Origin of the sequence: Nostoc edaphicum CCNP1411 (genome assembly GCF_014023275.1) — a bacterium.
Lineage (GTDB): Bacteria > Cyanobacteriota > Cyanobacteriia > Cyanobacteriales > Nostocaceae > Nostoc > Nostoc edaphicum_A.
The window spans coordinates 6,360,407-6,385,610 of sequence record NZ_CP054698.1 but is presented as its reverse complement, the minus strand read 5'-3'; the positions used below and the strand labels follow the sequence as shown (position 1 = coordinate 6,385,610).

At 39.0% G+C, this 25,204-nt stretch carries 27 protein-coding genes and 2 pseudogenes; 14 read left to right on the top strand and 15 right to left on the bottom strand.

The window, feature by feature from the left end:
- Positions 1-114 precede the first annotated feature (114 nt).
- The 7 genes and pseudogenes from HUN01_RS29675 to HUN01_RS35720 all read left to right on the top strand — a co-directional run bounded on the left by HUN01_RS29675 (position 115) and on the right by HUN01_RS35720 (position 4,727).
- Positions 115-717: a TerD family protein gene (locus HUN01_RS29675; protein WP_181929174.1), complete on the top strand. Its 603-nt coding sequence runs from the start codon at positions 115-117 to the stop codon at positions 715-717.
- A gap of 195 nt (positions 718-912) precedes the next feature.
- Positions 913-1,485: a TerD family protein gene (locus HUN01_RS29670; protein ID WP_181929173.1), complete on the top strand. Its 573-nt coding sequence runs from the start codon at positions 913-915 to the stop codon at positions 1,483-1,485.
- 96 nt (positions 1,486-1,581) lie between these two features.
- Positions 1,582-3,030 (top strand): TerD family protein, encoded by a 1,449-nt coding sequence (locus HUN01_RS29665; protein WP_181929172.1) that lies wholly within the window; start codon positions 1,582-1,584, stop codon positions 3,028-3,030.
- Positions 3,031-3,048: 18 nt separating this feature from the next.
- Complete coding sequence (locus HUN01_RS35735; RefSeq protein WP_238845720.1) at positions 3,049-3,534, top strand: hypothetical protein; 486 nt, start codon at positions 3,049-3,051, stop codon at positions 3,532-3,534.
- A 117-nt stretch (positions 3,535-3,651) separates the two neighbouring features.
- Positions 3,652-4,359, top strand: coding sequence for a hypothetical protein (locus tag HUN01_RS35730; RefSeq protein WP_238845718.1), 708 nt, complete (start codon positions 3,652-3,654; stop codon positions 4,357-4,359).
- A pseudogene (locus HUN01_RS36430) lies at positions 4,326-4,511 on the top strand (hypothetical protein); the annotation flags it as partial. The gene HUN01_RS35730 and the pseudogene HUN01_RS36430, both read left to right, overlap by 34 nt.
- Positions 4,512-4,517: 6 nt before the next feature.
- Positions 4,518-4,727, top strand: coding sequence for a hypothetical protein (locus HUN01_RS35720; RefSeq protein ID WP_203219578.1), 210 nt, complete (start codon positions 4,518-4,520; stop codon positions 4,725-4,727).
- A 199-nt stretch (positions 4,728-4,926) separates the two neighbouring features.
- Here the strand turns inward: HUN01_RS35720 and HUN01_RS29655 are convergent, their stop codons facing one another.
- From HUN01_RS29655 to HUN01_RS29630, 7 genes and pseudogenes are all read right to left on the bottom strand, one after another.
- Positions 4,927-5,712 (bottom strand): FHA domain-containing protein, encoded by a 786-nt coding sequence (locus HUN01_RS29655; RefSeq protein ID WP_181929171.1) that lies wholly within the window; start codon positions 5,710-5,712, stop codon positions 4,927-4,929.
- Between the two features lie 21 nt (positions 5,713-5,733).
- Entirely contained in the window at positions 5,734-7,497 is a 1,764-nt protein-coding gene (locus tag HUN01_RS29650; protein WP_181929170.1) for an ATP-binding protein, read from the bottom strand.
- Positions 7,494-8,552, bottom strand: coding sequence for a substrate-binding domain-containing protein (locus HUN01_RS29645; protein ID WP_181929169.1), 1,059 nt, complete (start codon positions 8,550-8,552; stop codon positions 7,494-7,496). Before HUN01_RS29645 ends, HUN01_RS29650 begins: the two co-directional genes overlap by 4 nt.
- Positions 8,553-8,641: 89 nt before the next feature.
- Positions 8,642-11,335, bottom strand: coding sequence for a PAS domain S-box protein (locus HUN01_RS29640; protein WP_181929168.1), 2,694 nt, complete (start codon positions 11,333-11,335; stop codon positions 8,642-8,644).
- Between the two features lie 361 nt (positions 11,336-11,696).
- A pseudogene (locus HUN01_RS35715) lies at positions 11,697-11,870 on the bottom strand (Uma2 family endonuclease); the annotation flags it as partial.
- A 14-nt stretch (positions 11,871-11,884) separates the two neighbouring features.
- Positions 11,885-13,063 (bottom strand): DNA double-strand break repair nuclease NurA, encoded by a 1,179-nt coding sequence (locus HUN01_RS29635; protein ID WP_181929167.1) that lies wholly within the window; start codon positions 13,061-13,063, stop codon positions 11,885-11,887.
- Positions 13,064-13,536: 473 nt separating this feature from the next.
- Positions 13,537-14,322 carry an HAD family hydrolase gene (locus tag HUN01_RS29630; protein ID WP_181929166.1) on the bottom strand — a complete coding sequence of 262 codons (786 nt, stop codon included), beginning with the start codon at positions 14,320-14,322 and terminating at the stop codon, positions 13,537-13,539.
- An 830-nt stretch (positions 14,323-15,152) separates the two neighbouring features.
- Between HUN01_RS29630 and HUN01_RS29625 the strand changes: the two genes are divergently transcribed.
- Together HUN01_RS29625 and HUN01_RS29620 are read left to right on the top strand one after the other, a co-directional pair.
- Positions 15,153-15,488, top strand: coding sequence for a hypothetical protein (locus HUN01_RS29625; protein ID WP_181929165.1), 336 nt, complete (start codon positions 15,153-15,155; stop codon positions 15,486-15,488).
- A 405-nt stretch (positions 15,489-15,893) separates the two neighbouring features.
- Entirely contained in the window at positions 15,894-16,586 is a 693-nt protein-coding gene (locus tag HUN01_RS29620) for a carboxylesterase family protein (RefSeq protein WP_181929164.1), read from the top strand.
- Between the two features lie 28 nt (positions 16,587-16,614).
- Here HUN01_RS29620 and HUN01_RS29615 read toward each other — a convergent pair whose 3' ends face one another.
- From HUN01_RS29615 to HUN01_RS29605, 3 genes are all read right to left on the bottom strand, one after another.
- Positions 16,615-17,862, bottom strand: coding sequence for a PDDEXK nuclease domain-containing protein (locus HUN01_RS29615; protein WP_181929163.1), 1,248 nt, complete (start codon positions 17,860-17,862; stop codon positions 16,615-16,617).
- Between the two features lie 510 nt (positions 17,863-18,372).
- Complete coding sequence (locus tag HUN01_RS29610) at positions 18,373-18,597, bottom strand: hypothetical protein (protein ID WP_069071285.1); 225 nt, start codon at positions 18,595-18,597, stop codon at positions 18,373-18,375.
- 70 nt (positions 18,598-18,667) lie between these two features.
- Positions 18,668-18,850 (bottom strand): hypothetical protein, encoded by a 183-nt coding sequence (locus tag HUN01_RS29605; RefSeq protein ID WP_181929162.1) that lies wholly within the window; start codon positions 18,848-18,850, stop codon positions 18,668-18,670.
- A 128-nt stretch (positions 18,851-18,978) separates the two neighbouring features.
- On the opposite strand from HUN01_RS29605, the gene HUN01_RS29600 reads away from it, so the two are divergent.
- From HUN01_RS29600 to HUN01_RS29590, 3 genes are all read left to right on the top strand, one after another.
- Positions 18,979-19,362 carry a hypothetical protein gene (locus tag HUN01_RS29600; protein WP_069071283.1) on the top strand — a complete coding sequence of 128 codons (384 nt, stop codon included), beginning with the start codon at positions 18,979-18,981 and terminating at the stop codon, positions 19,360-19,362.
- A gap of 117 nt (positions 19,363-19,479) precedes the next feature.
- On the top strand, positions 19,480-20,835 hold the full coding sequence (locus HUN01_RS29595; protein ID WP_181929161.1) for a GTP-binding protein: 1,356 nt from the start codon (positions 19,480-19,482) through the stop codon (positions 20,833-20,835).
- A 199-nt stretch (positions 20,836-21,034) separates the two neighbouring features.
- On the top strand, positions 21,035-21,295 hold the full coding sequence (locus HUN01_RS29590; RefSeq protein WP_181929160.1) for a Calvin cycle protein CP12: 261 nt from the start codon (positions 21,035-21,037) through the stop codon (positions 21,293-21,295).
- Positions 21,296-21,409: 114 nt separating this feature from the next.
- Here HUN01_RS29590 and HUN01_RS29585 read toward each other — a convergent pair whose 3' ends face one another.
- Together HUN01_RS29585 and HUN01_RS29580 are read right to left on the bottom strand one after the other, a co-directional pair.
- Complete coding sequence (locus tag HUN01_RS29585; protein WP_181929159.1) at positions 21,410-22,228, bottom strand: TlyA family RNA methyltransferase; 819 nt, start codon at positions 22,226-22,228, stop codon at positions 21,410-21,412.
- A complete protein-coding gene (locus HUN01_RS29580; RefSeq protein WP_181929158.1) occupies positions 22,229-22,663 on the bottom strand; it encodes a DUF29 family protein in 435 nt (144 codons plus the stop codon).
- A 189-nt stretch (positions 22,664-22,852) separates the two neighbouring features.
- Here HUN01_RS29580 and HUN01_RS29575 point away from each other — a divergent pair, with 189 nt between their 5' ends.
- Positions 22,853-23,128: a hypothetical protein gene (locus HUN01_RS29575; RefSeq protein WP_181929157.1), complete on the top strand. Its 276-nt coding sequence runs from the start codon at positions 22,853-22,855 to the stop codon at positions 23,126-23,128.
- Entirely contained in the window at positions 23,125-23,493 is a 369-nt protein-coding gene (locus HUN01_RS29570; RefSeq protein WP_181929156.1) for a clan AA aspartic protease, read from the top strand. Before HUN01_RS29575 ends, HUN01_RS29570 begins: the two co-directional genes overlap by 4 nt.
- A gap of 234 nt (positions 23,494-23,727) precedes the next feature.
- Here HUN01_RS29570 and HUN01_RS29565 read toward each other — a convergent pair whose 3' ends face one another.
- The 3 genes from HUN01_RS29565 to apcB all read right to left on the bottom strand — a co-directional run bounded on the left by HUN01_RS29565 (position 23,728) and on the right by apcB (position 25,193).
- The gene (locus HUN01_RS29565; RefSeq protein ID WP_181929155.1) at positions 23,728-24,063 is read right to left on the bottom strand and encodes a XisI protein; all 336 of its coding nucleotides are present in this window, start codon (positions 24,061-24,063) and stop codon (positions 23,728-23,730) included.
- Entirely contained in the window at positions 24,051-24,470 is a 420-nt protein-coding gene (locus tag HUN01_RS29560) for a XisH family protein (RefSeq protein WP_181929154.1), read from the bottom strand. Before HUN01_RS29560 ends, HUN01_RS29565 begins: the two co-directional genes overlap by 13 nt.
- Before the next feature lie 213 nt (positions 24,471-24,683).
- The gene (gene apcB / locus HUN01_RS29555; protein ID WP_069071277.1) at positions 24,684-25,193 is read right to left on the bottom strand and encodes an allophycocyanin subunit beta; all 510 of its coding nucleotides are present in this window, start codon (positions 25,191-25,193) and stop codon (positions 24,684-24,686) included.
- Positions 25,194-25,204: the final 11 nt, after the last annotated feature.

The window sequence follows — 25,204 nt, the reverse complement described above, 5'->3', positions numbered from 1 at the left end:
AAATGGAGTTGTTGAGTTTACGTATTTTTACTGATTTCAGCGCTTCTTTAAGGTGAATAGGATAGAACGCATAACAAAGAACTTTATCAATCCAATATATCTAAAATAACTTAGATGGCAATCAATCTACAAAAAGGGCAAAGCATCTCACTTTCTAAAGAAGCTCCTGGGTTAACAAAGTTGATGTGTGGATTGGGCTGGGATGTACCAAAATCCACCGATGGCGGTTTTTTTGGGGCTTTCAAAAGCACTCAAGACTGCGACTTGGATGCTTCTGTAATCTGTTTAAATCAAAATGGCAAAATGACAGATGCAGGCAACGTTGTTTACTTTGGGAATCTATCCCATAAATCAGGAGCTATTACCCATTTGGGCGATAATCTCACGGGTGCAGGAGAAGGTGATGACGAGCAAATAATTATAGATTTAGCTCAACTACCGAAAGAAATTGTCAAATTGGTTTTTACGGTTAATATTTACGATTGTATTGCTCGTAAACAAGAATTTGTACAAGTTAAAAATGCCTTTGTGCGTCTGGTCAATATATCTAACAATCAAGAACTTGCCAAATATCATTTGTCGGGGTCTGAATATAAAGGAATGACCGGGATGATTATGGCTGAAATTTATAATCACAATAATGAGTGGAAAATGGCGGCGATTGGCAACGGCATTAACATTAATGGTTTAGAAGGACTTGTGAAAGTCTATGCTTAACTACATATAGGACTCATATTTGATTTCTGAAAAAACTCAGTACAACTAAGAAGCCTTCTTGACTGTTGCCTGTTGCCTATTCCCTATTGCCTGCCTACGCAAATTAGTTCAGAAATCAAAGCGGATTCCTATATTGATTTACTCAAATCAATAGTAATTCAGAATCAAATTCATTTTCAAAAATAGGTAATAATCATGTCAATTAACCTCAGCAAAGGCGAAAGAATCAATCTTTCAAAAGAAGCACCAAGCTTAAAAAATGCTGGAATTGGTTTAGGATGGGATATTAACGTTACAGATACAGGTTCAGCTTTTGACCTAGATGCTTCTATATTTATGTTAGGTGCTAACGGAAAAATTCCTAACGAAAAATACTTTGTATTCTATAACAACACACAATCACCAGATGGTTCTGTGAAACATGACGGAGATAGCAAAACTGGAGAGGGTATAGGAGACGATGAAACAATTCAAGTTGATTTAAGTAAAGTTGATGCTTCAGTTCAAGAAATAGTTTTTGTGGTCACTATCCATGAAGCAGAGCAAAGAAAGCAAAACTTTGGGCAAGTCAGAAACTCGTTTATCAGAATTTATGACAACACCACAGAAAAACAAATTGCTAAATATGAATTAGATGAAGATGCTTCCGCAGAAACTGCAATTGAATTTGGTAAACTTTATCGAAAAGATGGAGAATGGAGATTCCAAGCTGTTGGGGCTGGTTATAAATCAGGGCTGCAAAGTTTTGTAGACCAATATGCTGCTTAGTAAATATCTCAAAAGTTAATCCAAAGGGGGTATTCATTGTTGTTACCCCCTTTTTTTGCATAATTAAAAAAGTTTAATTTATAGGATGTATATGAGATGGAAATTGAATTAACCAAAGGTGGCAGGTTTAATCTTTCTAAAGAAGCTCCAAATCTAAAGAAAGTAGCTATTGGCTTGGGTTGGCAAATAAATAAAGCTGGGCAAAGCTATGATATTGATGCTTCGGTATTTATGTTAGGCGCAGATGGTAGAATTCCCAATGATAAATATTTTGTTTTCTATAATAATCTCCAGTCACTCGATGGATCTTTAAGACACTCAGGAGATAATAGAACTGGGGAAGGCAATGGAGATGATGAGACAATTTATGTTGATTTGGCAAAAGTCAATCCAGATATTCAGGAGATAGTTTTTGTTGTCACTATTCATGAAGGGCAAGAAAAAAATCAGAATTTTAGCCAAATCAAAAATGCCTTTATCAAGATTTACAATCACGAAAGCAAAAATTCTCTGGCTCGGTACAATTTAAGAGAGGTATTTTCTCAAGAGACAGCTTTGGAATTTGGACGCTTATATAAAAAAGAGAATGAATGGAGATTTCAAGCGGTAGGAGAAGGCTATAGTTCTGGACTACAAAGTTTTGTAGATAAATATATTGCCAAAACTAAGCAGGAAGAATCTACAAAAGTAGAGAGTGTGCAAGAAAACTGTACAGCGAAACTAAATATATCGTTAGAGAAAAAGCTAGAGCGAGAAGCGCCACATATTTTCAATCTTGTTAAAAAAGCAGATATATCACTACAAAAAGCAAATTTGACAAATCATAAGGCTAAGGTTGTGCTTTGCCTTGATATCTCTGGCTCAATGAGTGCGCTCTATACTTTAGGTAAAATTCAGCGGTTTGCTGAAAAAATTCTTGCTTTAGGATGTCGTTTTGATGATAACGCTTCCATTGATATATTTTTATTCGGAGCTAAAGCCTATAACGCAGGTGAAATGACTATTGAAAATTTTAAAACTTTTATTCCAAATCTCTTGAAAGAGTATCCACTAGAAGGTGGTACTTACTATGGTAAAGCTATAGATATGATTAGAAAATTCTATTTTCCAATATCTAAAAAAGGTAACCATAAAAGTTTTAATCCAGTTTATATCATGTTTGTGACGGATGGAGCAACCTCTGACGAGTCACAAACAGAACAATATCTTAAAGAGTCTTCATATGAGCCTATTTTTTGGCAATTTATGGCAATTGGCAAGTCACGCAAGGATGTTAAAGGTAAAGGTATTTTAGGTTGGCTAGCTAAAGCAAAGACCAGTGATTTTACTTTTCTAGAGCGGCTTGACGAAATGAGCGATCGCTATCTTGATAATTCAGATTTTTTCAGTTTAGAAGACCCAGAAAGCATACCAGATCAAGAGCTTTATGATTTACTGATGACTGAATATCCAAACTGGGTCAAATTGGCTAAAACGAAGAATCTATGTATCCGCTCAATAAATCGGGGTAGTAGAAAAAATAACAAAGTAGAGAGATGCACATAGGGTCGTAGAATATATGACATGGCGCAAAAGCAATCTCCAGAAAAACAAGTAGAGGCATTGTTGCAAACCATCGACCCCTCAAAGTTTGCAGACGAATCCTTGCGCCAGACATTAACTGTTCTGCTAAACGTCATAGAGCAGCAACAATCAGAGATAAAAGAATTACGTGAAGAAAACCAAAAACTACGGGACGAAAACAATCGTCTGAAAGGCGAACAGGGGAAACCAGAAATCAAGAGCAATCAGTCGAAAGGGTTCAAGAGCAATCATTCATCCGAAAAAGAACGACACACTCCAAAAAAACATACGAAAAGTAGCAAAAATCAGAGCATAAAAGTAGACAGGACATGCATTCTGGATTATCCGGCGAGTGAGCTACCGCCTGATGCACAGTTCAAAGGCTATGAAGAGGTAATCATTCAAGATATTTCACTGTTAACTGATAACGTATTATTCCGGGAAAGAAAAAATATTACTCGCCTAGTGTTGGAAAAACGTATTTAGCATCTTTGCCACCTGGTTACGATGGAGAATTTGGTCCGGGAATAAAAGCTCTAGTAATTAGCTTATATTACGGCGGTAATATGACCCAAGGTAAGTTGCTAGAGTTTTTAGAGAATATTGGGATCTCAATGTCGGCTGGCTATTTATCAAATCTACTCATCAAAAAACTTAGGCGATTTTGAAGCTGAATATAATCAAGTTTATACATCTGGGTTAGAAAGTAGCTCGTGGCAGCATATAGACCAAACAAGTGCCCGTGTTAAAGGAGTAAATCAGACCACGAATGTAATTTGTAACCCCTGGTACACAGTCTACTCAACTACAGCTAAGAAAGACCGACTAAGCGTAATTGGGGTCTTGCAAAATAGACAAGAGCTTGAATATGTTCTAAATGGGCTGACTTACGAGTTGCTTACAAGTTTTAATGTCCCAACTAAATGGCACAATCAAATGAAATTGTTGCCGCAAGAAACAGTTTTGACTGAATTAGAGTTTAATTCATTGCTGGATACGTATTTAAGCAAGCTAGGTTCTCAATACCGGACTCGTGTTTTGGAAGCTGCTGCAATTTCGTTCTATCATCAGCAATCTCAAATACCAGTGGTAGAATTTCTGGTCTGCGATGATGCACCCCAATTCAAATTAATTACAGATAATTTGGCTTTATGTTGGGTACATGAAGCCAGACATTATAAAAAAATTAAGTCCATTTGTTGGTTTTTGTCAACAAACATTAGACAAATTTTTAGGGGAATTTTGGGATTACTACCGAGAATTAGTCGCTTACAGAAATTCCCCCTTCCCCAAAAACCAAACAGGAATTAAAGACTAAATTCTGTCAGCTATTCGGTACTGAAACTGGATATAAACAATTAGATGAGCGAAAAAAATTAACGGCAGCTAAAGAGTCTGAACTACTGCTGGTCTTAGAGTATCCAAACTTACCTTTACATAATAATCCGGCGGAATTAGCTGCTAGGACTATGGTGCAGCGACGAAAAATTAGTTACGCCACTCAAACGAGTGAGGGTACTAAGGCATGGGACATTTTTATGTCTCTTGTTGCCACTACTCGTAAATTGGGAATCAGCTTCTTTGAATATATACATGACCGGATTTCTCTCTCTGATAAAATCCCCGAATTGGACACTATTATTCGCTCAAAATTTTCTATTAATCCTCAACCTTTATAGTCAAGCGTTTGCATTCAAATAGAATCCCTGCGTTAGAACAATCTAGTTAACTCTCAATAAATTGGATGTTAGCAAGTCTTTTTACTTTTATTCGCTACCCCGACTTATTGAGCCGATACGAATCTATTACAATGAATAATGCAATTCGCAGAGAAGCAGGATTGAAATAATTCGTAATTTTGCAATTAGTTAAAATGAGCTATTTTTTAATTAAACCCTGGAGCGATCGCAAATCATAATTTAAGATTTTTCCAGTACTAGAAAGTTGATATCCGGCGAAGAATAAAGCAGATGATGCCAAAACAATTAAAAGATTGACTGACGCGAATACATTACCAGTAAAAGCGATGACTACAATTCCTAACGCCATCAAAATCCATCCTAAGTTAGGGTTTATTCGCTGTTGACAAAGGACGAAAATACCAGATATACATAGCAATAAACCAGGAATACCAAAAAATATCCCAACTCGAATATTTGCAGTTAAAATTATCATACCTGCAACCATCAAAACAAAGCCTAAAAATTTAATTGTCTGAGTTACCGGAGTTTGTCTGTTTTGCGGAGGAATTCGAGCCTGCATTGTTGTGGTATTTGCAGAAGAGATAGGATTTTGCTGATATTGTATCTGATCTTGGAATATAAATGTGACTTTTTCTCCTTGACCAAGGTCTATTCTATCTCCTAAATTTATTTGATAGGGTGTTCTAGGTTCTAATCTAGTGTTATTTACAAATGTCCCATTAGAACTTCCTAAGTCTTCAATAAAATAATTATTTATGTGGTTCTGAATCTGTGCATGAATGCGAGAAACTACATCTGCATCTGGCAAGTTGGAAACATCAATATCTGGTGGAATTTGGTCATTGGGTTTACCGATATAAAACACCGCAATATTTGGTGGTAACTCAAAAGCAGTGTTGCTTTGGACATGAAAAAGCTCTAAATTCAGCCCTATAGCGTTGGATGTACTTAAATTTTGCATAGTTTTTAGTCAATAATTTCTCTAGACTGTTGACTCTTGCAAATCAGTAGGCAATTTAAATCCGTTATAGTTTACCGATTTTCCTATCTGATGTAAAGGAATCTCAATCCAAAACTCGCTTCCTTTGCCCAGTTCTGATTCACACCGCAGGATTCCAGAGTGTTTTTGCACCACAATCTGATAGCTAATTGATAAGCCCAACCCTGTTCCTTGTCCCACAGGTTTAGTGGTAAAAAATGGATCAAACAGTTTCTTTTTAACTTCTTGGGTCATACCTGGCCCATTATCTGCAATTCTTACTACCACTCGGTTATTATTAACAAGTTTAGTACTAATTATAATCTTACTAGGATTGCTCTCAATCTCTTGCTGAGAACTTTGAACATTGCACATATCAAGGGCATCGATCGCATTATTAATCACGTTCATAAATACTTGATTTAACTGCCCTGCATAACACTCTACTAGAGGTAGCTGGCCATACTCCTTAATGATTTCAATTTTGGGATGCTCTGGCTTGGCTTTCAATCGATTCTGTAAAATTAGCAGTGTACTATCAATACCTTCATGAATATCAACCTCTTTCATGTCTGCTTCATCTAAATGGGAGAAAGTGCGTAAAGACAAGACAATTTGCTGAATTCGTTTAGATCCCATTTTCATCGAAGACAATATTTTGGGTAGGTCATCTAGCATAAATTCCAAATCAATGTCCTCAACTTTTTCCTGAATCTTTTGTCCAGAATTTGGGAACTCTTCTTGATAGAGACTTACTAGTTCTAGCAATTGTTGAGTGTATTCACTGGCATGGGTGATATTGCCAGAAATAAAGTTAACTGGGTTATTAATTTCATGTGCAACCCCTGCTACAAGCTGACCCAGACTAGACATTTTCTCAGTTTGAATCAATTGAGCTTGAGTGCTTTGGAGTTCTTGTAAGGTTTTCTGAAGTTCTGATTCTGCCTGTTTGCGTTCATAAATTTCCAACTCTAGGCGTTGGTTCATTTGGGTTAATTCAGTGTTCTTAATTAGGGTTTCACGAGATTCGGCTAGCTTCAATGACATATAGTTAAATGACTTAGCAAGGTCTTCTACTTCATCCCCTGTCTGAATATCTAAACGGTAATCTAGGTTTCCATCTGCAATTTCTGCTGTTCCTGCTTGTAATTTATGCAAAGACTTAATTGTTGGACGCCAAATCACTATAAATTTCCCAACAAATAAAATTATGATTACTTGCACAACTACAAAAGAAATAATTCTCTGCACTTGATATAGGTTTTCCAATTCATCTTCAACTAAGATATTCTGCTGATTAGCACGTTCAATTAGCTGGCTGAGGAACAATTCAATATCTCTATCAAAGGAGTTGATTGCTCTAAAATACTGCTGAGAATCTGCTAAAGAAGTGTCGCTAGAATTCCAGTGGATTAGTTGAGTTGACAACTGGCTGAGAAACTGGTGACGGCGACGAATGATTGAGATTTCTTTGGCATCTGGCATCAAGCGTTCTAACTTGTCAAGAGAGTCCAGAAACTTTTTTGAAGATTTAATCATTTCTATATTTTGACTTTTAAGTAGAACAATATCCTTGAGTTCAATAATTTCAGACTTCAAGGCATTTTCCGCAGTCAAAGCGACTTTGATAGTTTCGGTAGTTTGATTGCTTTTCTCACGAATAGTCTGCTTTATTTGTTGAACAGCTACAGTATTGCCAACGAGAATAGCTATTATCAGTCCGACAGACACAACTGAACCTGTAAAAAACTTTGTGGAGATTTTCATTTTGTCGGAACAGAAATTAAGTTGAGATATTTTCGGAGTTGCTCGATAGGAGTGTAGTCTGAAGGAGTCACAAGGGTGTATCCGGCTGACTCAGTTCCGATAATATCCTGAAGACCTTCTGGGCTACTAATAAAAGCCTGCTTTAGTCGTTTGATTAACTCAGGTGAGAGTTTTTTAGACACTACTATTGGAGAATTTGGTATGGGAGCAGATTCCCACAGAATTCTGGAGTTTTGAGGTGTTAGCTTACCGTTTTTTTGCCGCTTCAAGTATGAGGAAATATTAGTTGCTGCGGCATCAACAATGCCATCTTCTAATGCAGCCATACTATTGCTATGGCTACCAGCATAGAGGACTTGAGCAAAATTTCGATTATCATCAATTCCTAGTTTTTTGAACGTTGCCAGCGGCATCAAATACCCAGAGGTTGATAATTTATCTACAAAGGCAATACGTTTACCTTTGAGGTCTTTTAAGGTTTTGATGCGACTGTCTTGTTTGACAATGATACACGCCCGATACCAGGGTTGTCCCGTATGTTTATCAATGGGAGCAACCAACGGTTCTACTTTAGCACCCCGATCTACTGCCTCCAAATAGCTCATAGGCCCTAAATAAGCCATGTCCAGCTTATCCTGCAATAGCCAGTCAATGATTTGCTGATAATCCTTAGCAATCTGGAAATCTACTGAACTGGCGATCGCATCTTGTATCTTCTGGATCTCTGGTTTTTTGTGTCTCCCTTGTCCCCCGATTATCTTTGATTGCGACTCAGTATCAACCCTTCGTCCAAGGGATTGCTCTAAGTATTCTTTTAGGGGTTTAATCATCTGTTCTTGCTCTGTCCGGCTTTGCGTAGGTAGCACTCCAATTTTTAAAGCTGGTAAGTTCTGTTGACTTGAGACACTATCCACAACTGACTGATTTTTTTCTGATACTTTTCCAGTACAGCCTGTGCTCAGTAACGCCATAATTATCGCTACAGTCAGAACTCTAGTTTTACTAGATAAGCGATATCTACCAAAAAGCCACGGTGCTACTAAATACTTGTTCATAAAATTCAAATATAGATAGCTAAAAAATTCTAGGACTATCGTGGCATTTTTAAACGCAGAGTATTTTAAAGGCGAGCAAAGCCAATACTTTAAATTGGAATTTGAATGCAGAATTCTGTGCCTTTTCCTAGTTCTGATAGACAATTCAAAATTCCACCATGTTTTTCTACTATAATTTGGTAGCTAATTGACAGTCCAAGTCCTGTTCCCTTACCTACGGCTTTTGTAGTAAAAAATGGATCAAATAATCGCTTTTTAACGTCTTCCGCCATTCCTAATCCGTTGTCGGCAATTCGGATAACAACAAATTTACTCTCTAAAATTTCAGTCCGAATGAGAATTTGCGGTTTATCAGTTATTTTCCTGCTGACTCTTGATTCTTCTAAAGCATCGATCGCATTAGTCAGAATATTCATAAATACTTGATTAAGCTGCCCAGCATAGCAATCAACTAAGGGCAAATCACCATATTCTTTAACGATAGATATATCCAACCCAATTCCATTATCTTTCCAGCGGTGATGCAAAATTAATAGGGTATTATCAATTCCTTCATGAATGTTAACTAGTTTTTTATCTGCTTCATCATGTCGAGAAAAATTTCGCAGTCCCAAAACAATTTCACGGATGCGATTAGTACCCATATTCATTGAATATAGGAGTTGATCAAGGTCACTAGTAATGAATTCTAAATCAATTTTTTTAGCAAAATCTTCAATTTCTATTTGCGGTTGGGGATAATGTTGCTGATAAAGGTGCAAGAGAGTTAACATCTCTTGAAAGTATTCGTTAGCATAGATTAAGTTGCCATGAATAAAATTAACTGGATTGTTGATTTCATGGGCAACTCCAGCTACTAATTGTCCCAAACTAGACATTTTTTCATTCTGGATCAGTTGAGATTGAGTTTGCTGCAATTTATGCAAGGTTTCGGTGAGTTTTTCAGCTTGATTTTGAGCTACTAAAGTAGCAGAGCGACTTTGGGTATAAAGTTGTGCATGGTCGATGGCGATCGCTAGTTGATCGCAAACAGCTTGTAGCAGGTTAATTTCACTGTTAGTCCAAATCCGATCGCCACTACAATGACTGCATACAATTGCCCCAATTTCACCGGAATTACTCTTAACTGGTAGCATTAGTTGAGATGTGATACCAAACTCAGTTAAAAGTTCTTGCATATCATAATCAAGTTGTGATTTTCTATTAATATTTTCTATACAAATTAGCTCTTGAGAGAGAAGTGTTTGGGTCAAAAAAGTGCTTTTTTGCAGTGGGATATTGCCTAACATACTTGGCAAGTTAGGGTTTCGTGCTTCATAGGTAATAGTCAGGCTTGGTTCGGATGGGTGCGCTAAGTAAGAAAGAAAGTAGCAACGGTCAATTTGTAATAAGCTGCGAATTTCATTAACAGCAGTTTCTAGGATCATATTTAAGTCAAGAGAACTGCGGATTTGACTAGCTAGACGCAGCAATAAGGCTTCCCGACGGCTGAGGAGTTCTTCTCGTGCCCAGATTCGGTCAATAGCCACAGCAATATTATTCGCAATCCAATTTAATAGGTTATGAGTTGGTTCGGTAAATAATTGCTTGCTAAATAAAGCTATTATGCCGATTATTTGCTGCTCTACTATTAGGGGATAAGCAGAAAATCGAGAAATTGAGAATGTAGAATCGATAAGTTTATCTGAATGATTAATTGATAATTCTTCGTTAAAAATAGCTTGATGGTTTTGAATCATTAAGCCCATAATATTATTGACTAAAGCGATATGAGCTGGGAAATCTTGGGTATCGCTCAAAGCACTACAAGCAATATCTGTGCAATGAACACCAGCCTGCAAATGTAGCTGGTTTGTCTGTCGTTCAAATGTCCAGATACAAACAAAGCCGATATCAAGGTATTGGGAAATAGTATTTGTACAGTTTTGCAAAATTTCTGGAAGTGTGCCACTTTGAGATAAGGCTAAACTGACTTCTGCACTCAAAACTGACAAACGCGATCGCTCCAATAAAGCGAACTCTGAAAGCTTGCGTTGTGTAATATCTGTACGAATTGATACGTATTGATAGGGCTTTCCATCTTGTCCCAACATTGGGGCGATCAGAGTATCCACCCAATAAAAAGTGCCATCCTTAGCTTTATTTTGAATTTCTCCCTTCCAGATTTTTCCTTGGGTGATAGTTTTCCACAAATTTGTAAAAAATTCTTTTGTGTGGTGTCCAGAATTGATAATCCGATGGTCTTGGCCTAGAAGTTCTTCTGGAGAATATTTAGAAACTTCACAAAATAATTCATTGACATAGGTTATTCTCCCAGTTTTATCAGTAATAGCTACCAGTGAATGGGCATTTAAGGCAAATCTAAAAGCTTCTAATTCTTGGACAGATTTTTGTAGCGCTATCTCATTTTGTTTATTAATAGTGATGTCACGAGCTACTGCATAAATCAGCTTTTCTTCAGTGAAACTAGTTGCATTCCATGCCAGCCATTTGTAAGAACCATCCCGACAAAGATAACGATTTTCAAAGCTGATTGCATCTACGGATTGTGTAATTTTTTGAGCTACAACAATAGTGGATTCACGGTCTTCAGGGTGAATAAATTCGATAAATGGTTTAGTAACGAGTTCCTGAGTTGACCAACCTAGTGTTTTTGTCCATACTGGATTTAGATACTTAAAATAACCATCAAAATTAGCAATACACAATAAATCTATAGAAAGTGAGAAAAATCGAGAGTATTTTTCTTCAGATTGTTGTAACTCAGATTTAGCTAGTTTCATCAGTTTTTTAGGTGGAAAGCTTTTTTTGATAAAGTTAAATAAGTTAATACGTTTATCGTTAAAATTGAGTAACCATTGCAATCGGATATTTCAACCTAGAAATTGCCTCATGTCAGTTCTGACGAAGACTGTTTAGCTTACGAATAAAAACGTATTTAACTTGATAGTAGAGAAAAAAGTATCTACTAGTTTGTACTGAGTAAACTAGCTAGCTGTTGACTTAGTTCTCTATTAAATAAAGGATTCCCAGAAAAGCTATAAAGTAAACACTTCTTATCTTAAATTTAAGATAAGAAGTGTTACGTAAACTGAATTAACCAGGACTTTTATCTGCCATTGTCCTTAAACAAGGAAGTAATCGTTTAACAAATGTAACAATTTTGTATTGATCAATCAGAATATATTCTTTAAATTCAGGAATTGAACGATAACAACGAAACTTATCTGATTCGTCATAACTTCTGATTTACTTTGATAAAACCTCAATAATTATTAAGGGATTTTTAACAGTGGTCGTGCTGTCATTCTCATACATTTCTCCTGCCTTCTTCACGCAATACTCCCGCGCTTTCTGGCTTCTTTGTAAGAAGTTCCCACATTTTTTAAACCAGCTTTAATCATTTGTTGTTCGAGAAGGGCAAAGAAACGCGCTCTGTCGCCACCTTTTACCACTGCTTGATTATGAGCTTCAGCGATCGCTACAGGATAGCCATATCCTTTTTGAACTTGTGCTAACATCAGTCCCAGTGCTTGGTCTAACATGGTTGCATTCTGGGCTACCCATGCCGGAACTTCGATTCGGGCGATTTCTGTACCAACGTGGACGTAGCAAAAGTAAATGGTTTGATCGCCGTAGAGTTCGAGAATGGGGGAATTGCTCCGCCACAGAGTACTGCGTTGTCCTGGTTTGAGTCGGGTTGCCCAAACTGAAGTATCTCGCAACTGTTCAAAAATTTTACAAGGTACTTTTTCTAGCTGATTTGGGCAATGACTTTTACAATCTGGCACTGGATGGGGACAAGCTAATAACCGTAAAAAGTTCATTGTTTCGATGCTGCGAGAGGCGCTAAGATAACCCATCAACGGAATTTTAGCATCACGCATCTGCTGCCAAGCTTCCAGGATCGGGGGTAAAATGCGATCGCGTGCATCCATCGGCAACTGTTCTAAAAACCAGTAAATTAGCGAACCATCTACCATCGCCAGCGCTGGAGTTTCCCCTTGCGCTGCACCACATGCAAGTTCTGCTAACACCGTTGTTTCTGAAGCAGTGCGGCGAAAACTCATCCATTCCTCAGTTCTAATTCCCCACTGCCGAGACATATATAAATCTTCTGGGCGGTAAAATACTTCTGGCAAACTATCGAGTAGCGGATGGCGATTTTGTCCGTAATGCAAGACAACTCTGCCGATATTTAGGAGATAACAGTAAGCAATTTCGTGATGATTAGGGGCAATTTGGGAACCATCGGTAGCAATGACAGTATGGATTTTTGGAGGAACTGGGATATCGATGCAGGTTTCTAGCGGTTCAATTGGGGTAGCATTAGCGAAGAGAATGCGATCGCGCCATTTTTCCTGGCGATCGATTAAATCTTGTTGAGACTCGTAAGCATTTTTTAAATGTTGTTGGGCCAACTCTAAACGCTGGCGACTAGCAGCAGCTTCTAATGTTAGATGCTGACTTAAACCCTGCATTTGTCGCGCTAGTTTTGTTAGATCAAGCATAAAAGTAAGTGCTAAGTTATGAATGAATAGTTATAAATTAGGAATTTTCCTAATTACTTATTATTTACATACATCATTTAAAAATGTCACTTCATTTCCATTCTTCCAGAAAATTAAAATAATTCGTAATTGCTAATGAGGCTATAATACTCGCTAAGGTAATTCGTAATTAAATTGAAGAAGAATTCAGAAGTCAGAATTCAGGAGTCAGAATAAATCAGTCGCGGGTCTGAATCCCCGACTGATTGAAAACCACCAAATCTACGATTTGTTGGGGGTCTTAAACCCGGTTATTCAGACGCTCGAAGACTCGCTAACGCTACGCTATCCGCCAGTCATACAGAATTCATTCTGAATTCTGACTCCTGACTCCTGAATTCTGTTCGATAAAGTTGGGGATTTAGACCCCAACAGGGAAATACCAGCAAGATAGATAATTACGCACGAGTACCTTGCCAAGAATTAGGAATTACTTAAAGCCAAGCAGAGAAATCTTTGGCAAACTGAGAAAGTGATAACAACTTAATTCGCGGATCATTTTGTGCAGCTTCGCGTTCTGCTTGGGTATTATAGCCCCAGTCTGCAAGAAAAAGTTTCACATCCTCAAGGTCTGCTTGCTGTTGAACTAACTGTAACGTCTTGAGTCTATCTTCTACAAACCAGAGGTTCAGTGGCTTTTCTCCTGCTGACTGGATTAATTCTCGCAAAATTTCATATTTGGGACGCTTGACTTCTTTCCCAAAAATTGCTGCTGGTGGTAAATTCACCCCTTCTTGTTGCAACAATTGCTGGACAAAACGCCCTTCTTTAGTTGTCACAATGTATAGCTTAACTCCACTGTCAATAGTTAATTTAATTTTTTCTACTACAGCCGGATAAAATCTATGCAGACTCAGCCACCCATCTAAATCTGTAGTAATCCATTTATCTCGCTGATTATCTAGTTGTGTGGCAATTTCTCTTGCTTGTAGCTTGTCATTTAATAAAAGTTGTGGGGCAATGGTTACCCATTCATGAAGAATCTTTTCATCAGGAATTCCATCTACCAAGGCTTTAATTAAAACGGGCATTTCCCAACCCGTTTCAATAACAGGTCTTAGACGGTAGAATCTCAAAGCTAAATCATCTGCTGGTGTGTCGTTAGTAGGAGACCAAATTTCACAGTAGGTACGCCATGCTACCTCAAAATATTCAATTAATCCGTCGCAAATCACTCCATCAAAGTCCAGGGCTAAAATTTTGGGACTACTTGTGGTCATTGGTTTGAGAATGAAACTGCTCTTGTCAGCTTACCCGACAATTTTAAATCATGCAGTAATCTTTGTTAGTCTTTTATAATTTATAATTTGCTTAAAAAGTATGGTGGCATTGCTCTATTTGATTTGATACTGCTAGGTTAACGAGAATCTACGGCAGATTTGCGATCAACTAAACGAATTTGGTTTTACTTGACTACTACAGTGATTAGTGGCAGAGAACTTTTAGCTGAGACATGAATGACTCGACCCTGAAAATCTTATTGAGAGCCATAACAAGGACAAATAAAACAGGAGTCAGAATACAGGAGTCAGAATACAGGAGTCAGAATTCAGAATACTCTACCCATAAAGGGATGAGTTTTAAGGCAAGAATATTTTAATTTTTTTCGCGCCACTTGCGGGCAAGGTTTTAAAGCAATATTCATTACCCAGTTGGACTCCAATTCAATTCTGAATTCTGAATTCTGACTCCTGAGTTCTTATTATAAAGTGATTCTTTTCAAGATTTCACTCAACGAACAAGACTGCCTTTTTTATCCTGTCGCGATCGCATTAGGATTTAATGTACATCTGTGCTTACCGTAGGTTCATTTTCGTAAAATTTACTTTTTTTAAGAGTTGTTCCTGAAAATTGAATTTTTAATTACTATTTATTTCTGGAGTAAGAGGTTATTTATCAACTTTGTAACTAGGATCTAACCTAAGATATGTTCCTCATAAAATCTATTCCAAATCTATTCTCAAACTCTCTCCAGGGAAAGAACTCTTTATGCCTGTGATTTTTTAAGCTGTTACTAGTCAAGTCACATTTTTTAATACCTGAAAGAGCCATGAGTGATAATAAACAACAAAATCAAATTAATCAACCAGTAAGCGAAGATTGGGATTCTCGTGATGAGCCAAATGTGAAGGAAAGAAACTTAACCGCGAATCCGGGAGATAGAATTGCTGATGAGCCTCAATCAGTTGAAGAGAAGGCTGAACAGGTAGCTGTTGATGATGTACCAGACATTACAGGCGACAAAATCACAGTCCCGACTTACTTTGTTGTAGATGAACCCAATGGGGAAAAGAAGGCACTCCACCACGTTAAAGATGCTGAAGAGATTTCTGATGTAATTCGGGAAGCGCGAGTTGACGAAAATGGAAATCGAGTTTGGTGGTAGTTATTTATTGAAGATGCCAAGAGGCGGAGAAGTTATCAAATACTCTCTCCGTTTCTTGGTGTCTCCCACCCACTGAGTCTTTTTTGGTAAAGTTAGTCTATGAATTCACACAATTAGAATGTATGTGAAAATTCTCCCACCATGAAGAGTGATGGTAAATGTCATTTTTTTCCATAGCATCTGTATATAGATAATGACTTTCGATTGGTTAAGAGTCAACGAGAAGCTACACAGCGACCAAGTTATAGGACTCATATTTGATTTCTGAAAAAACTCAGTACAACTAAGAAGCCTTCTTGACTATTGCCTATTGCCTGCCTACGCAAATTAGTTCAGAAATCAAAGCGGATTCCTATATACAATTGTTGTTTGCAGACCGTTGAACTAACAATATTTATGAATCTTATGCCCTCAATACAACAGCAAGTTACTTCCAGCGACAGCTACAACTACCTGCTATTCTTACCTGATGGGCTACGCTCCAAGGGAGGCGATATCTACGACGGGCTACGCCTACGCAACGAAACACAACAGCCACTTTTACCAACAATTCTATTTTTACATGGTGCAGGTGAGCGAGGTTCTGACTTAGATAACGTGAAAAAGCAAGGCGTTACCCAGATTGTCGAGAAGCAACCGGATTTTCCCTTTATTGTCATTTCTCCCCAATGTCCGCGTGGTGAATATTGGAATGTAGAAAGATTGAGCATCCTTTTAGATGAGGTTATCTCATCCTATCCTGTTGATCCAGATCGGGTTTACCTGACCGGCTTAAGCATGGGTGGTTATGGAACATGGCATTTAGCAGCAGCGCAGCCCGAAAGATTTGCTGCGATCGCGCCCATCTGTGGCGGTGGTAACCCACAAGCAGCACGGAAGTTGAAAAATCTTCCCGTGTGGGCATTTCACGGAGCTAAGGATAATGTCGTCCCCTTAAGCGAGTCGGAAATCATGGTTTCTGCACTAAAAGCCCGGAATGGGAATGTAAAATTTACAGTTTACCCAGAAGCCAATCATGACTCGTGGACGCAGACATATAACAATCCAGAACTTTATGACTGGTTTTTACAGCATCCACGGCAGCAGGCTGTAGGTTAAAGATATTTTTATCTGCATTGAAATACACCTAAATTAAATCAGAATCTTTAGTTGTATTAGCGTTTATTTCGCTCTGGATTTTTGCAACTTCGTTTCCTATTTCTTCGGGTGAAAACTCGGTTTTTTTTGTCTGTAGTCTAAGCCTTTGATATGCTTCATCTAGTGGATAATACGTTACTTCCATTTTTCCATCTGAACCACTAAGTCCATTGATTTTCTCAATAATTGACACCGTTTCCAACTCAGCTTCTAACTGCTCAATTGTTGGTAAATTTCCTTGCAACGGTTCCGGCAAAGTATCTTTTAGCTGATACACAGAAACACCAATCGGCTTATGCATATCGCGGAGAGAGTATTCAGCAATTACCTTATTTTTGCTTTTGCACAAAATCATCCCAATTGTAGGCTGATCATCTGGTTGCCTCAATAAATCATCTACCGCACTAACATAGAAATTCATCTTACCAGAATACTCTGGTTTGAACTCTTCAATTTTCAGGTCAATCACTATATAGCAGTGTAAACGCGCGTGGTAAAACAACAAATCAATATAAAAGTCTTCACCACCAACTTCAAGATGGTATTGACTACCTAAATAACCAAAACCAACCCCTAACTCTAGTAAAAAATCGCGGATATGGTTGATTAAAGCACGTTCCAAATCGCGCTCTAGAAAATCTTCCCTTAAATTGAGAAAATCAAAAGTGTAGGGATCTTTCAACAATTGCTGTGCTAATTCTGATTGTGGTTGAGGGAGAGTGCGGTTAAAGTTGGTGGTTGCTTTACCCTGACGGTGATACAACTTACTCTCAATCTGGTGGACTAAAACATTCCGACTCCATCCATGCTGGATAGTTTGTTGTACGTACCAAAGACGTTCCTCTGGGGATTTGAGCTTTTCCAACAAAGCAAGGTTATGATACCAACTAATTAGTGCAAGCACCTCTTGCACTAATTGCTCATCTGGATAAGCTTCGGCAAATGCCCGCATATACTTGAGGTTGCGAAGCGAAAAACCCTTCATCTCTGGAAAAGCTTTCTGCAAGTCAGCCGCCAGACGAGTGATCACTTTTGCGCCCCAACCCTGTTGCTGTTGGCGATTTAGAATATCTCGCCCAATTTGCCAGTAGAGTAATACTAATTCTTTATTGACTGCAACTGCTGCCCGTAATTGAGCGCTAGAAATTCGTGTTTTTAGTTCAGTTAAAAACTCTTCATAACCGATAATATCAGATGAGTCCCTTCGTGAAACTTCGGATTTATCATCTCTAGGCATAAAAAAGAATTAACGCTACCTCTATATTGCCAGCATTACGCAAAATTTTGCTAACCAAATTTTGGTATCAGATACAGATATACAAGAATCCGATGTTATAACAGTATTTTTGCTGCATTGATGGCAAAAGGCTGTGAGTTGAATTTACCAAGATTTACGCAAAGAATATTGGCACAACTTCAACATATTTTCATGAAAAATATTTTTTAGCACCCAAAAATTAAAAGTTTTAAGAAGTCGTTACTTGCACCTTTGACATCAGAGTATATAGCTTCAATAATGTTCTTACGTAAAAATTCGTAGTCATATAGGATTCCTATTTGATTTTTGCTAAATATACTGAGAGCGAAAACCTGATCAGGCTATCTCTCAGTTAGCTTGGCTTTGACAAATCAAATGGGATTGCTATATAAACTGGCATTAATAGGGTTGCATTATGCTTTTCTCGAATTCAATAACCAGCTTAAAAAATCGCCCAAAAAATAATAAAAAAGGTACAGTTTTTTGGACTCAAAGTAACATTTTTCTGCTCACTGCATATTTAATCACTTTACCGATTTGTACGTTGATAATTCTATCCTTATTATTGCCCTTATTCACTGCTAGCTTATTCGCTCCCATTGGAAATTCGTACCACTCTACATCGATTCCTTGGATAGATGATGCATCTGAATGTGAATATACGGGGAGAAACTGGCGCGATCGCAAGTGTTGGGATAATGAACACAGTCCCATGTTCTGAATGGAGATTGCATTCAGAGGGTATGCAAATCATCAGAACAATTGCCTAATTTGACAAAACAGGCTACTTCTCTCTATCTAGCTTCTCTTGAATAGCTTGACGACAAAATTCTGGAGGGTCGTCTTTAGCTTTTACTTCTTCCTTCATCTTTTCAGTAGCACGGAAGCTGATAGTAGTTGATAGCGGTTCTTCTCTTTCTGTAGTGAAATTTTTTAGATTTTCTGGGTTCCCTTTAGGATTAGGCATTGTTGAGAAATATGAATAAAGCTTGAACTGCATGTAAACGAGCGAATAGAGTTTTAAATCGATGGTGTTATCGTCTGACAAACAAGTTCACCATCGATTCCCACTTTTACAAGAGGTAACTCTATTTTATGTTCACACGCACAGAATTAGAAGTTAAAAGCTTGAGAGCGTTACGCGATTTATGCCTGATCCAGTACGGCATCCAAGCAATTGGAAACCCTGCTGATAAGGCATCCTACATTAACGCACTCCTGACTTTCCCTGTTGTCGCCTGCAAGCAAGTATCAGAGAATAGAGGATTGAAGTCTCCTATATTCTCTCAAGTAGAATCACTAGAAGCAGCACTAGAGGCTATGGGAACACCTACACCAGAACAGTCTGCATTACTCAAAGTGACGATGGAAGGAAGAAAGTTAGAGTACCCAGCGCGGTACAGTCAAGAGAAGCTATTTGGACTGTATCGGGTTAAATGGCATCTGGATACAGCACTAGAGATCCTGGGAATGCTTTAAATCCTAGTTAGTCCCCGACATCCTCGAAGCGGGGACTTTTTATATCCTTAGTGTCCAGAATTGTTAGAGTATTATTTGAGCGTTTAAGAGAGAGTGAAGGCTGAAAGTATTGATATTATGTCGATTTATCGTAATCTGCAAGAAACTCACTTAAATCGTGCCCGCGCCAGTCTTAGACAAGCGCTGTCTTGGTATGGATATCTTCGTAAGTCAGGACAGTTATCATCTAACCCAGAATTGGTAGGTTTGGTGAAACCAGAATTGGAAACTTTGAACGCCACACTCAACAAACTGGATTCTAACGTCATTAGAATTGCCGTCTTTGGTTTGGTGAGTCGGGGAAAGTCAGCAGTTTTAAATGCTTTGTTGGGAGACAAGATTCTCCAAACTGGGCCCCTAAACGGTGTCACTCAATGGCCGCGTTCTGTCCGCTGGCAGCCCGGTGGCAAGGTACTAGTAGAGTTAATTGATACCCCTGGCTTAGACGAAATTGAGGGTGAGTCACGGGCGGATATGGCACGTGAAGTAGTACATCAGGCGGATTTGATTTTGTTTGTTGTGTCTGGTGATATCACGCGCACTGAGTATCAAGCACTGCTGGAATTGCGTAAATCACAAAAACCCTTGATTTTAGTGTTTAACAAAATAGACCTTTATCCAGACACAGATCAGGGAGCGATTTACCAAAATTTGCAACAACTGGGTGCGGGGAATCCTCAAGCGAAGCCTCTACTACCTGATGAAATTGTGATGGTGGCGGCGGAACCAGCAGCAATGGAAGTTCGGGTTGAGTGGCCTGATGGGCGTGTCAGTTATGAATGGGAGACACCACCACCGCAAGTAGAGGAACTCAAAGAGACAATTCTGAATATTCTGAATCGGGAAGGGCGATCGCTTCTCGCGTTGAATGCACTCATCCAAGCACGGGATGCAGAAGCCGCGATCGCTCAAAAAACCATCGACTTACGCGAACAAGAAGCTGAAGAAATCATTTGGCAATTTACCAAATATAAAGCTTTGGCAGTTGCGTTAAATCCCATCGCCTTCTTAGACATCCTTGGCGGAACTGTTGCCGATTTAGCTTTAATTCGCGCTCTAGCTAGATTGTATGGTTTGCCAATGACGAGCTATGAAGCTGGGAAAATTTTAAAAACGATTTTATTTAGTTCTGGTGGCTTGCTACTGGGGGAACTAGGTAGTAGTTTTCTTTTAGGTTTAGGTAAAAGTACTGCTGCAATCACCAGTGGTGACAATCCCACCAATATTACTGCTTTTGCTGGTAGTGCGATCGCTCAAGCTGGTATTGCCGGTTATGGCGCATATTCCGTTGGCAAAGCCGCTCAGGTGTACCTCGAAAAAGGCTGCACTTGGGGACAGTTAGGCGCTAGCAGCGTCATTCAAGAAATTCTCTCTCAAGTTGACCAAAATACAATTCTGTATCGCTTGCGACAAGAGTTAGGCATAAAATATTGAGAATAAATAAGAATTGTTAAGCATTTGTTACCGTTTATAAGTGTTTATCAACTTCTATCAAACTCTTCTGACAATTGACTGACATTCCTAATTTGGGATGCAAGATTAAGGGTACAGGTTACAGGGTAGAGGTTATAGGAAATAGAAACTATCCCCTATCCTCTAATATCTCTCTGCGTAAATTAAAGGTAAAAGTATCATGACAACTACCCTAAACTCATTTCAAACTGCTGGGGCAACAAATCTTGAAGAAGCGATTACTGAAGCCATTACCGAAGCCCGGACAACTTGTGAACTAGATGGTAGTGATTCTGCTGGTTGTGCCGTAGCCTGGGACATTGTGGAAGAATTACAAGCTGAAAAAGCCGATCAACAGCAAGCAAAATCAAAGAAAACCTCTTTAGAAAATTACTGCGATCGCCATCCAGCTTCCGTAGAGTGCCTAATCTACGACGTTTAATAAGAGAGAATTCAGGAGTCAGGAGTCAGAATTCAGTATGAATTGGAGTCTGAGTACAGATGAATATGTGGGTTAAAGTCTGCCACTAATTGATTCTGAATTCTGCATTCTTCTTTAACTTTTCCGTAAATCAGTTGTTGCTGATTGCGTTATTTGCCTAATTGCCTCTAAATCAGGTGGTGGTGTTTCACTTTCCATTCCCAACCACAAAAGATATTCGATATTCCCAGCCGGGCCAGTGATCGGCGACCAAGTTAAGCCTTTGTATTTCCATCCTAATTCGTGGGCTGCTTGCAACACCTGGAAAATTGCATCAGCTTGGTCATTTGGATCGCGCACAACGCCTTTTTTACCCACACGGGATCTGCCGACTTCAAATTGTGGCTTGACTAACAATACAGCTTCTCGGTTAGCTTGAGTTAGTTGCCACAAAGCAGGCAGAATCTTAGTTAAAGAAATAAACGATACATCCACCACCGCCAAATCAGGAACCGAGTCATGTTCTCTATATAACTCATCCGGTCGTAGTTGCCGTAAATTGGTGCGTTCCCGCAAAATCACCCGCGGATCATTTCGTAACCGCCAGTCAACTTGCCCGTAACCGACATCAATACCGTAAACTTGTTTTGCTCCAGCTTGTAAGAGACAATCAGTAAAACCACCAGTAGAAATCCCACCATCTAAACAAATACGCTCTCCTACGGGAATGGCAAATACTGACAAAGCTTTAGAGAGTTTTTCACCGCCTCTAGAAACAAAAGGCGATCGCTCTTTAATATTGATTTGAGCTGCAATATCAACTTCAGTACCAGGTTTATCAACTAACTGCTGATTAACAGTAACTTCCCCCGCCTGAATTAGCCGTTGTGCTAAGGCGCGAGAAGAACATAAATTTAGCTCTACTAATAGTGTATCGAGTCGCTGTTTAGCCAATTAACTAGATTCTCCTGGTAAGATTAAAGCCAAAGCACGATTGATAATTTCTTCTCGGTTAACCAGCTTGTCTAATTCTTGGGCTTCATAACGACCTTCTTCTACTTCTAGGGAAGCTTCATCAATGGCGTTTAAATAGGCTTCTGCTAAGGTTTCTAACAATTCTTCTGGCGTGAGATAGTAGCCTCCAGCTTTACGCCGCTTATTTTCCCTCTGAATTTCTCGAACTGAATTCCGAATTGAGACTTCCCAAGAGCGAGTCGTGCGATTTTCAGCTTGTTGTTTAATCAAATGCAACAGCAAAATCACTGCATAGCGACGAATCGTCTTGATTATGTCATTTCGGCTCATTTCCTCTAATTCTTCAACTATAATTAATGCTCCTTGAACATCGCCCTTAACAAGCAAGTCTTTCAGAGTTAATAATTCTTCCATAATCAGCGCCTCAAACATCGGCAACTTCTATTGTGGCTTATAGCGGTTCTAGTCCAGATAAGATAGGCTAATGCATTTCATCTAGGAGCGATCGCATTCCTTAGCCAGTCTCATTCAACTATCCAGCTTACAATAAACGCTAGAGGATTTTTTTCCTAACCAGTCGTCTAAGACTACGAAAGATTTATTATGCCATTACGACAACCTCGTTACAGCAAAGAAGAATTTGCTCGTCGCGGTGATGAAATCTACGACTCTCAAGTGCGCCCACAAGTTGAAGAAAATAATTATGGCAAAATTGTTGCAATCGACATCGAGACAGGTGGCTGGGAAATCGATACTGATGAAATCAATGCCTCAAAGCGTCTTGAAACTCGCTACCCAGATGCACAAATCTGGTTTGTGCGTGTTGGCTCTCGCTATGTCCGTCGGTTCGGGGCTGGGTGCATCCACAAAACAAAATGATTATTGGAAGTGTGAATGCTGACTACGAGCCAATTATCGTTCTACGTATTTGTGGTGCTGATGCTAAAGTACATGAGCAAACCGCCATTGTTGATACAGGTTTTAACGGTTGGTTATCCTTACCTCCAGATTTCATTGCTGAATTAAAACTACCCTGGAAAAGGCGAGGACGAGCAATTCTGGGAGATGGTAGTGAATGTGTGTTTGATGTGTATGAAGCTATTGTTGTCTGGGATGAGCAATTACTAACCATTCCAATTGATGAAGCTGAGTCAGATCCACTTGTCGGTATGTCACTGATGGAAGGTTACAGATTAACGGTAGAGGCAATCGAAGGCGGTGTTGTAAAACTTGAGAAATTATGATCAGTAATCAAAGTCTCCCAATTTATCGGGAGATTTAGAGGGATCTAAAATTTTTGATACCGACTAGAGGACTTTTCAAACATCCTCTTAGTTTCATATCCTTTCTGTAACATACTCATGGAATATGATTTTTCAGTCTGAGATATGTGGATTATTTGAAAAGCGATCGCACCTACCGCAGGCAGACATCGCTTATTGCTTCTTTCTTCTTCGAGAATACACAACTAAAGATAATTAAGATACAGCAAAATCCGTGTATTGCCGTAGTTCAGCAGGATGAAAACCCAAAACAATATCTTCGCGCAAGATACCTGCTTCTAATAATGCCTCTGCCACTGGAACAGAAGTACCATCATATTGAATCCACACTTTATCATTAATAATGTCTATATGTACCACCGAACCATGTACGCGGCGCACGCCATCCCAACCGATATGTAACACTTCGTAATGGTCCCGCTCCGAGTCAATGACTGCTTCTGTGTCTATTTGACCGTTAGCAGGCTTGTGACTAGCATAGTCAAATATCAACTGACGAATAATTTCACGATACCAAGCTAGCTTATCCATCTGATAATCCTTTCTAGTTGCTCGTCAAAGACAATTAGGTTTATTCCTATACTATTAAGAATTAGCTGACCAAAGCGTTCGGAAAATATACCTTCATAAACTCGCTTGGGAACTGCTAAATAAAGTTGGCGTTTTGGTTGTAGTTCTTTAAGCACACTGCGATAAACTTCATACTGTCCTACAGCTTCCTGGAGGTCATTCACGGGAGAAGGACTCAGAAAACTTTTGATTTCAACAGCTATTTTTTGATCGTCCCTCTCAGCAGCAATGGTAACTCTTTCTGCTCCAATATCTACGTAAAGTTCTCTACCCCCGTATGCAAGGTATAAGGGATCGTTGGTTATTGTCCAACCATCTGCTATAAGTGCTTTAATGACTGCGGCGTGGTAAATGTCTCTGGCTGGCATTAATAGAAAGATAGTTCCAAAAGCACAGCTTTAATCTAGCAAAATTATTTTTACAGAGGCGCGATGTTACCATCTGGCGGCGAAAACTTAAATAAAGCTCTTTTCAAAGCCTGGTAGGGTTCATAAAAAAGCGATCGCTCTTTTCCCAACACAGACAAAAGTGCGATCGCTATTTATAATTCTTGTGGGGCAGACACCTTGCCCACTTAAAATCTAAATATCTATCTCGCTCAACTCGCGTGTGATGTGATCAAATGGTTCATCTACAAACGCAGTATTAACCACACCTGCTGCTGCTACTTGCTCCTTAATCAGATCCTTGAGAATCTGGATACCGCGAACAGTAGGCCCAATAGGCACTCCTAGAGAATTATAAGTTTCTCGCAGCCCTTGTAGCACACGCTCATCCAACACATTTGTGTTTCCAGCAACCAACGCATAGGTAGCGTAGCGCAAGTAGTAGTCTAAATCCCGCAGACAGGCTGCATAACGACGAGTTGTATAAGAATTTCCACCAGGACGAATCAATTCTGGCAGTTCTTCATATAACTTCAAACCAGCTTGCTTGACAAGTGCAGCCGCATTAGAATTTATTGCCGCCGCCGCTTGGACTCGGACTGTACCACTGTCAAAGTAAGACTTCAGGCTATCGATCGCATTCCGGTCAAAATACCGACCAGCTAAGTCATAATTCTTAATTAAACTTGTTACCGCATCGCGCATTCCTTCTTCTC

Bases quoted from the DNA above. Each gene is read 5' to 3' on its own strand.
- HUN01_RS29675 (WP_181929174.1), top strand. From the start codon at position 115: ATGGCAATCAATCTACAAAAAGGGCAAAGCATCTCACTTTCTAAAGAA.
- HUN01_RS29670 (WP_181929173.1), top strand. From the start codon at position 913: ATGTCAATTAACCTCAGCAAAGGCGAAAGAATCAATCTTTCAAAAGAA.
- HUN01_RS29665 (WP_181929172.1), top strand. From the start codon at position 1,582: ATGGAAATTGAATTAACCAAAGGTGGCAGGTTTAATCTTTCTAAAGAA.
- HUN01_RS35735 (WP_238845720.1), top strand. From the start codon at position 3,049: ATGGCGCAAAAGCAATCTCCAGAAAAACAAGTAGAGGCATTGTTGCAA.
- HUN01_RS35720 (WP_203219578.1), top strand. From the start codon at position 4,518: ATGGTGCAGCGACGAAAAATTAGTTACGCCACTCAAACGAGTGAGGGT.
- HUN01_RS29655 (WP_181929171.1), bottom strand. From the start codon at position 5,712: ATGCAAAATTTAAGTACATCCAACGCTATAGGGCTGAATTTAGAGCTT.
- HUN01_RS29650 (WP_181929170.1), bottom strand. From the start codon at position 7,497: ATGAAAATCTCCACAAAGTTTTTTACAGGTTCAGTTGTGTCTGTCGGA.
- HUN01_RS29645 (WP_181929169.1), bottom strand. From the start codon at position 8,552: ATGAACAAGTATTTAGTAGCACCGTGGCTTTTTGGTAGATATCGCTTA.
- HUN01_RS29640 (WP_181929168.1), bottom strand. From the start codon at position 11,335: ATGAAACTAGCTAAATCTGAGTTACAACAATCTGAAGAAAAATACTCT.
- HUN01_RS29635 (WP_181929167.1), bottom strand. From the start codon at position 13,063: ATGCTTGATCTAACAAAACTAGCGCGACAAATGCAGGGTTTAAGTCAG.
- HUN01_RS29630 (WP_181929166.1), bottom strand. From the start codon at position 14,322: ATGACCACAAGTAGTCCCAAAATTTTAGCCCTGGACTTTGATGGAGTG.
- HUN01_RS29625 (WP_181929165.1), top strand. From the start codon at position 15,153: ATGAGTGATAATAAACAACAAAATCAAATTAATCAACCAGTAAGCGAA.
- HUN01_RS29620 (WP_181929164.1), top strand. From the start codon at position 15,894: ATGCCCTCAATACAACAGCAAGTTACTTCCAGCGACAGCTACAACTAC.
- HUN01_RS29615 (WP_181929163.1), bottom strand. From the start codon at position 17,862: ATGCCTAGAGATGATAAATCCGAAGTTTCACGAAGGGACTCATCTGAT.
- HUN01_RS29610 (WP_069071285.1), bottom strand. From the start codon at position 18,597: ATGGGACTGTGTTCATTATCCCAACACTTGCGATCGCGCCAGTTTCTC.
- HUN01_RS29605 (WP_181929162.1), bottom strand. From the start codon at position 18,850: ATGCCTAATCCTAAAGGGAACCCAGAAAATCTAAAAAATTTCACTACA.
- HUN01_RS29600 (WP_069071283.1), top strand. From the start codon at position 18,979: ATGTTCACACGCACAGAATTAGAAGTTAAAAGCTTGAGAGCGTTACGC.
- HUN01_RS29595 (WP_181929161.1), top strand. From the start codon at position 19,480: ATGTCGATTTATCGTAATCTGCAAGAAACTCACTTAAATCGTGCCCGC.
- HUN01_RS29590 (WP_181929160.1), top strand. From the start codon at position 21,035: ATGACAACTACCCTAAACTCATTTCAAACTGCTGGGGCAACAAATCTT.
- HUN01_RS29580 (WP_181929158.1), bottom strand. From the start codon at position 22,663: ATGGAAGAATTATTAACTCTGAAAGACTTGCTTGTTAAGGGCGATGTT.
- HUN01_RS29575 (WP_181929157.1), top strand. From the start codon at position 22,853: ATGCCATTACGACAACCTCGTTACAGCAAAGAAGAATTTGCTCGTCGC.
- HUN01_RS29570 (WP_181929156.1), top strand. From the start codon at position 23,125: ATGATTATTGGAAGTGTGAATGCTGACTACGAGCCAATTATCGTTCTA.
- HUN01_RS29565 (WP_181929155.1), bottom strand. From the start codon at position 24,063: ATGGATAAGCTAGCTTGGTATCGTGAAATTATTCGTCAGTTGATATTT.
- HUN01_RS29560 (WP_181929154.1), bottom strand. From the start codon at position 24,470: ATGCCAGCCAGAGACATTTACCACGCCGCAGTCATTAAAGCACTTATA.
- apcB (WP_069071277.1), bottom strand. From the start codon at position 25,193: ATGCGCGATGCGGTAACAAGTTTAATTAAGAATTATGACTTAGCTGGT.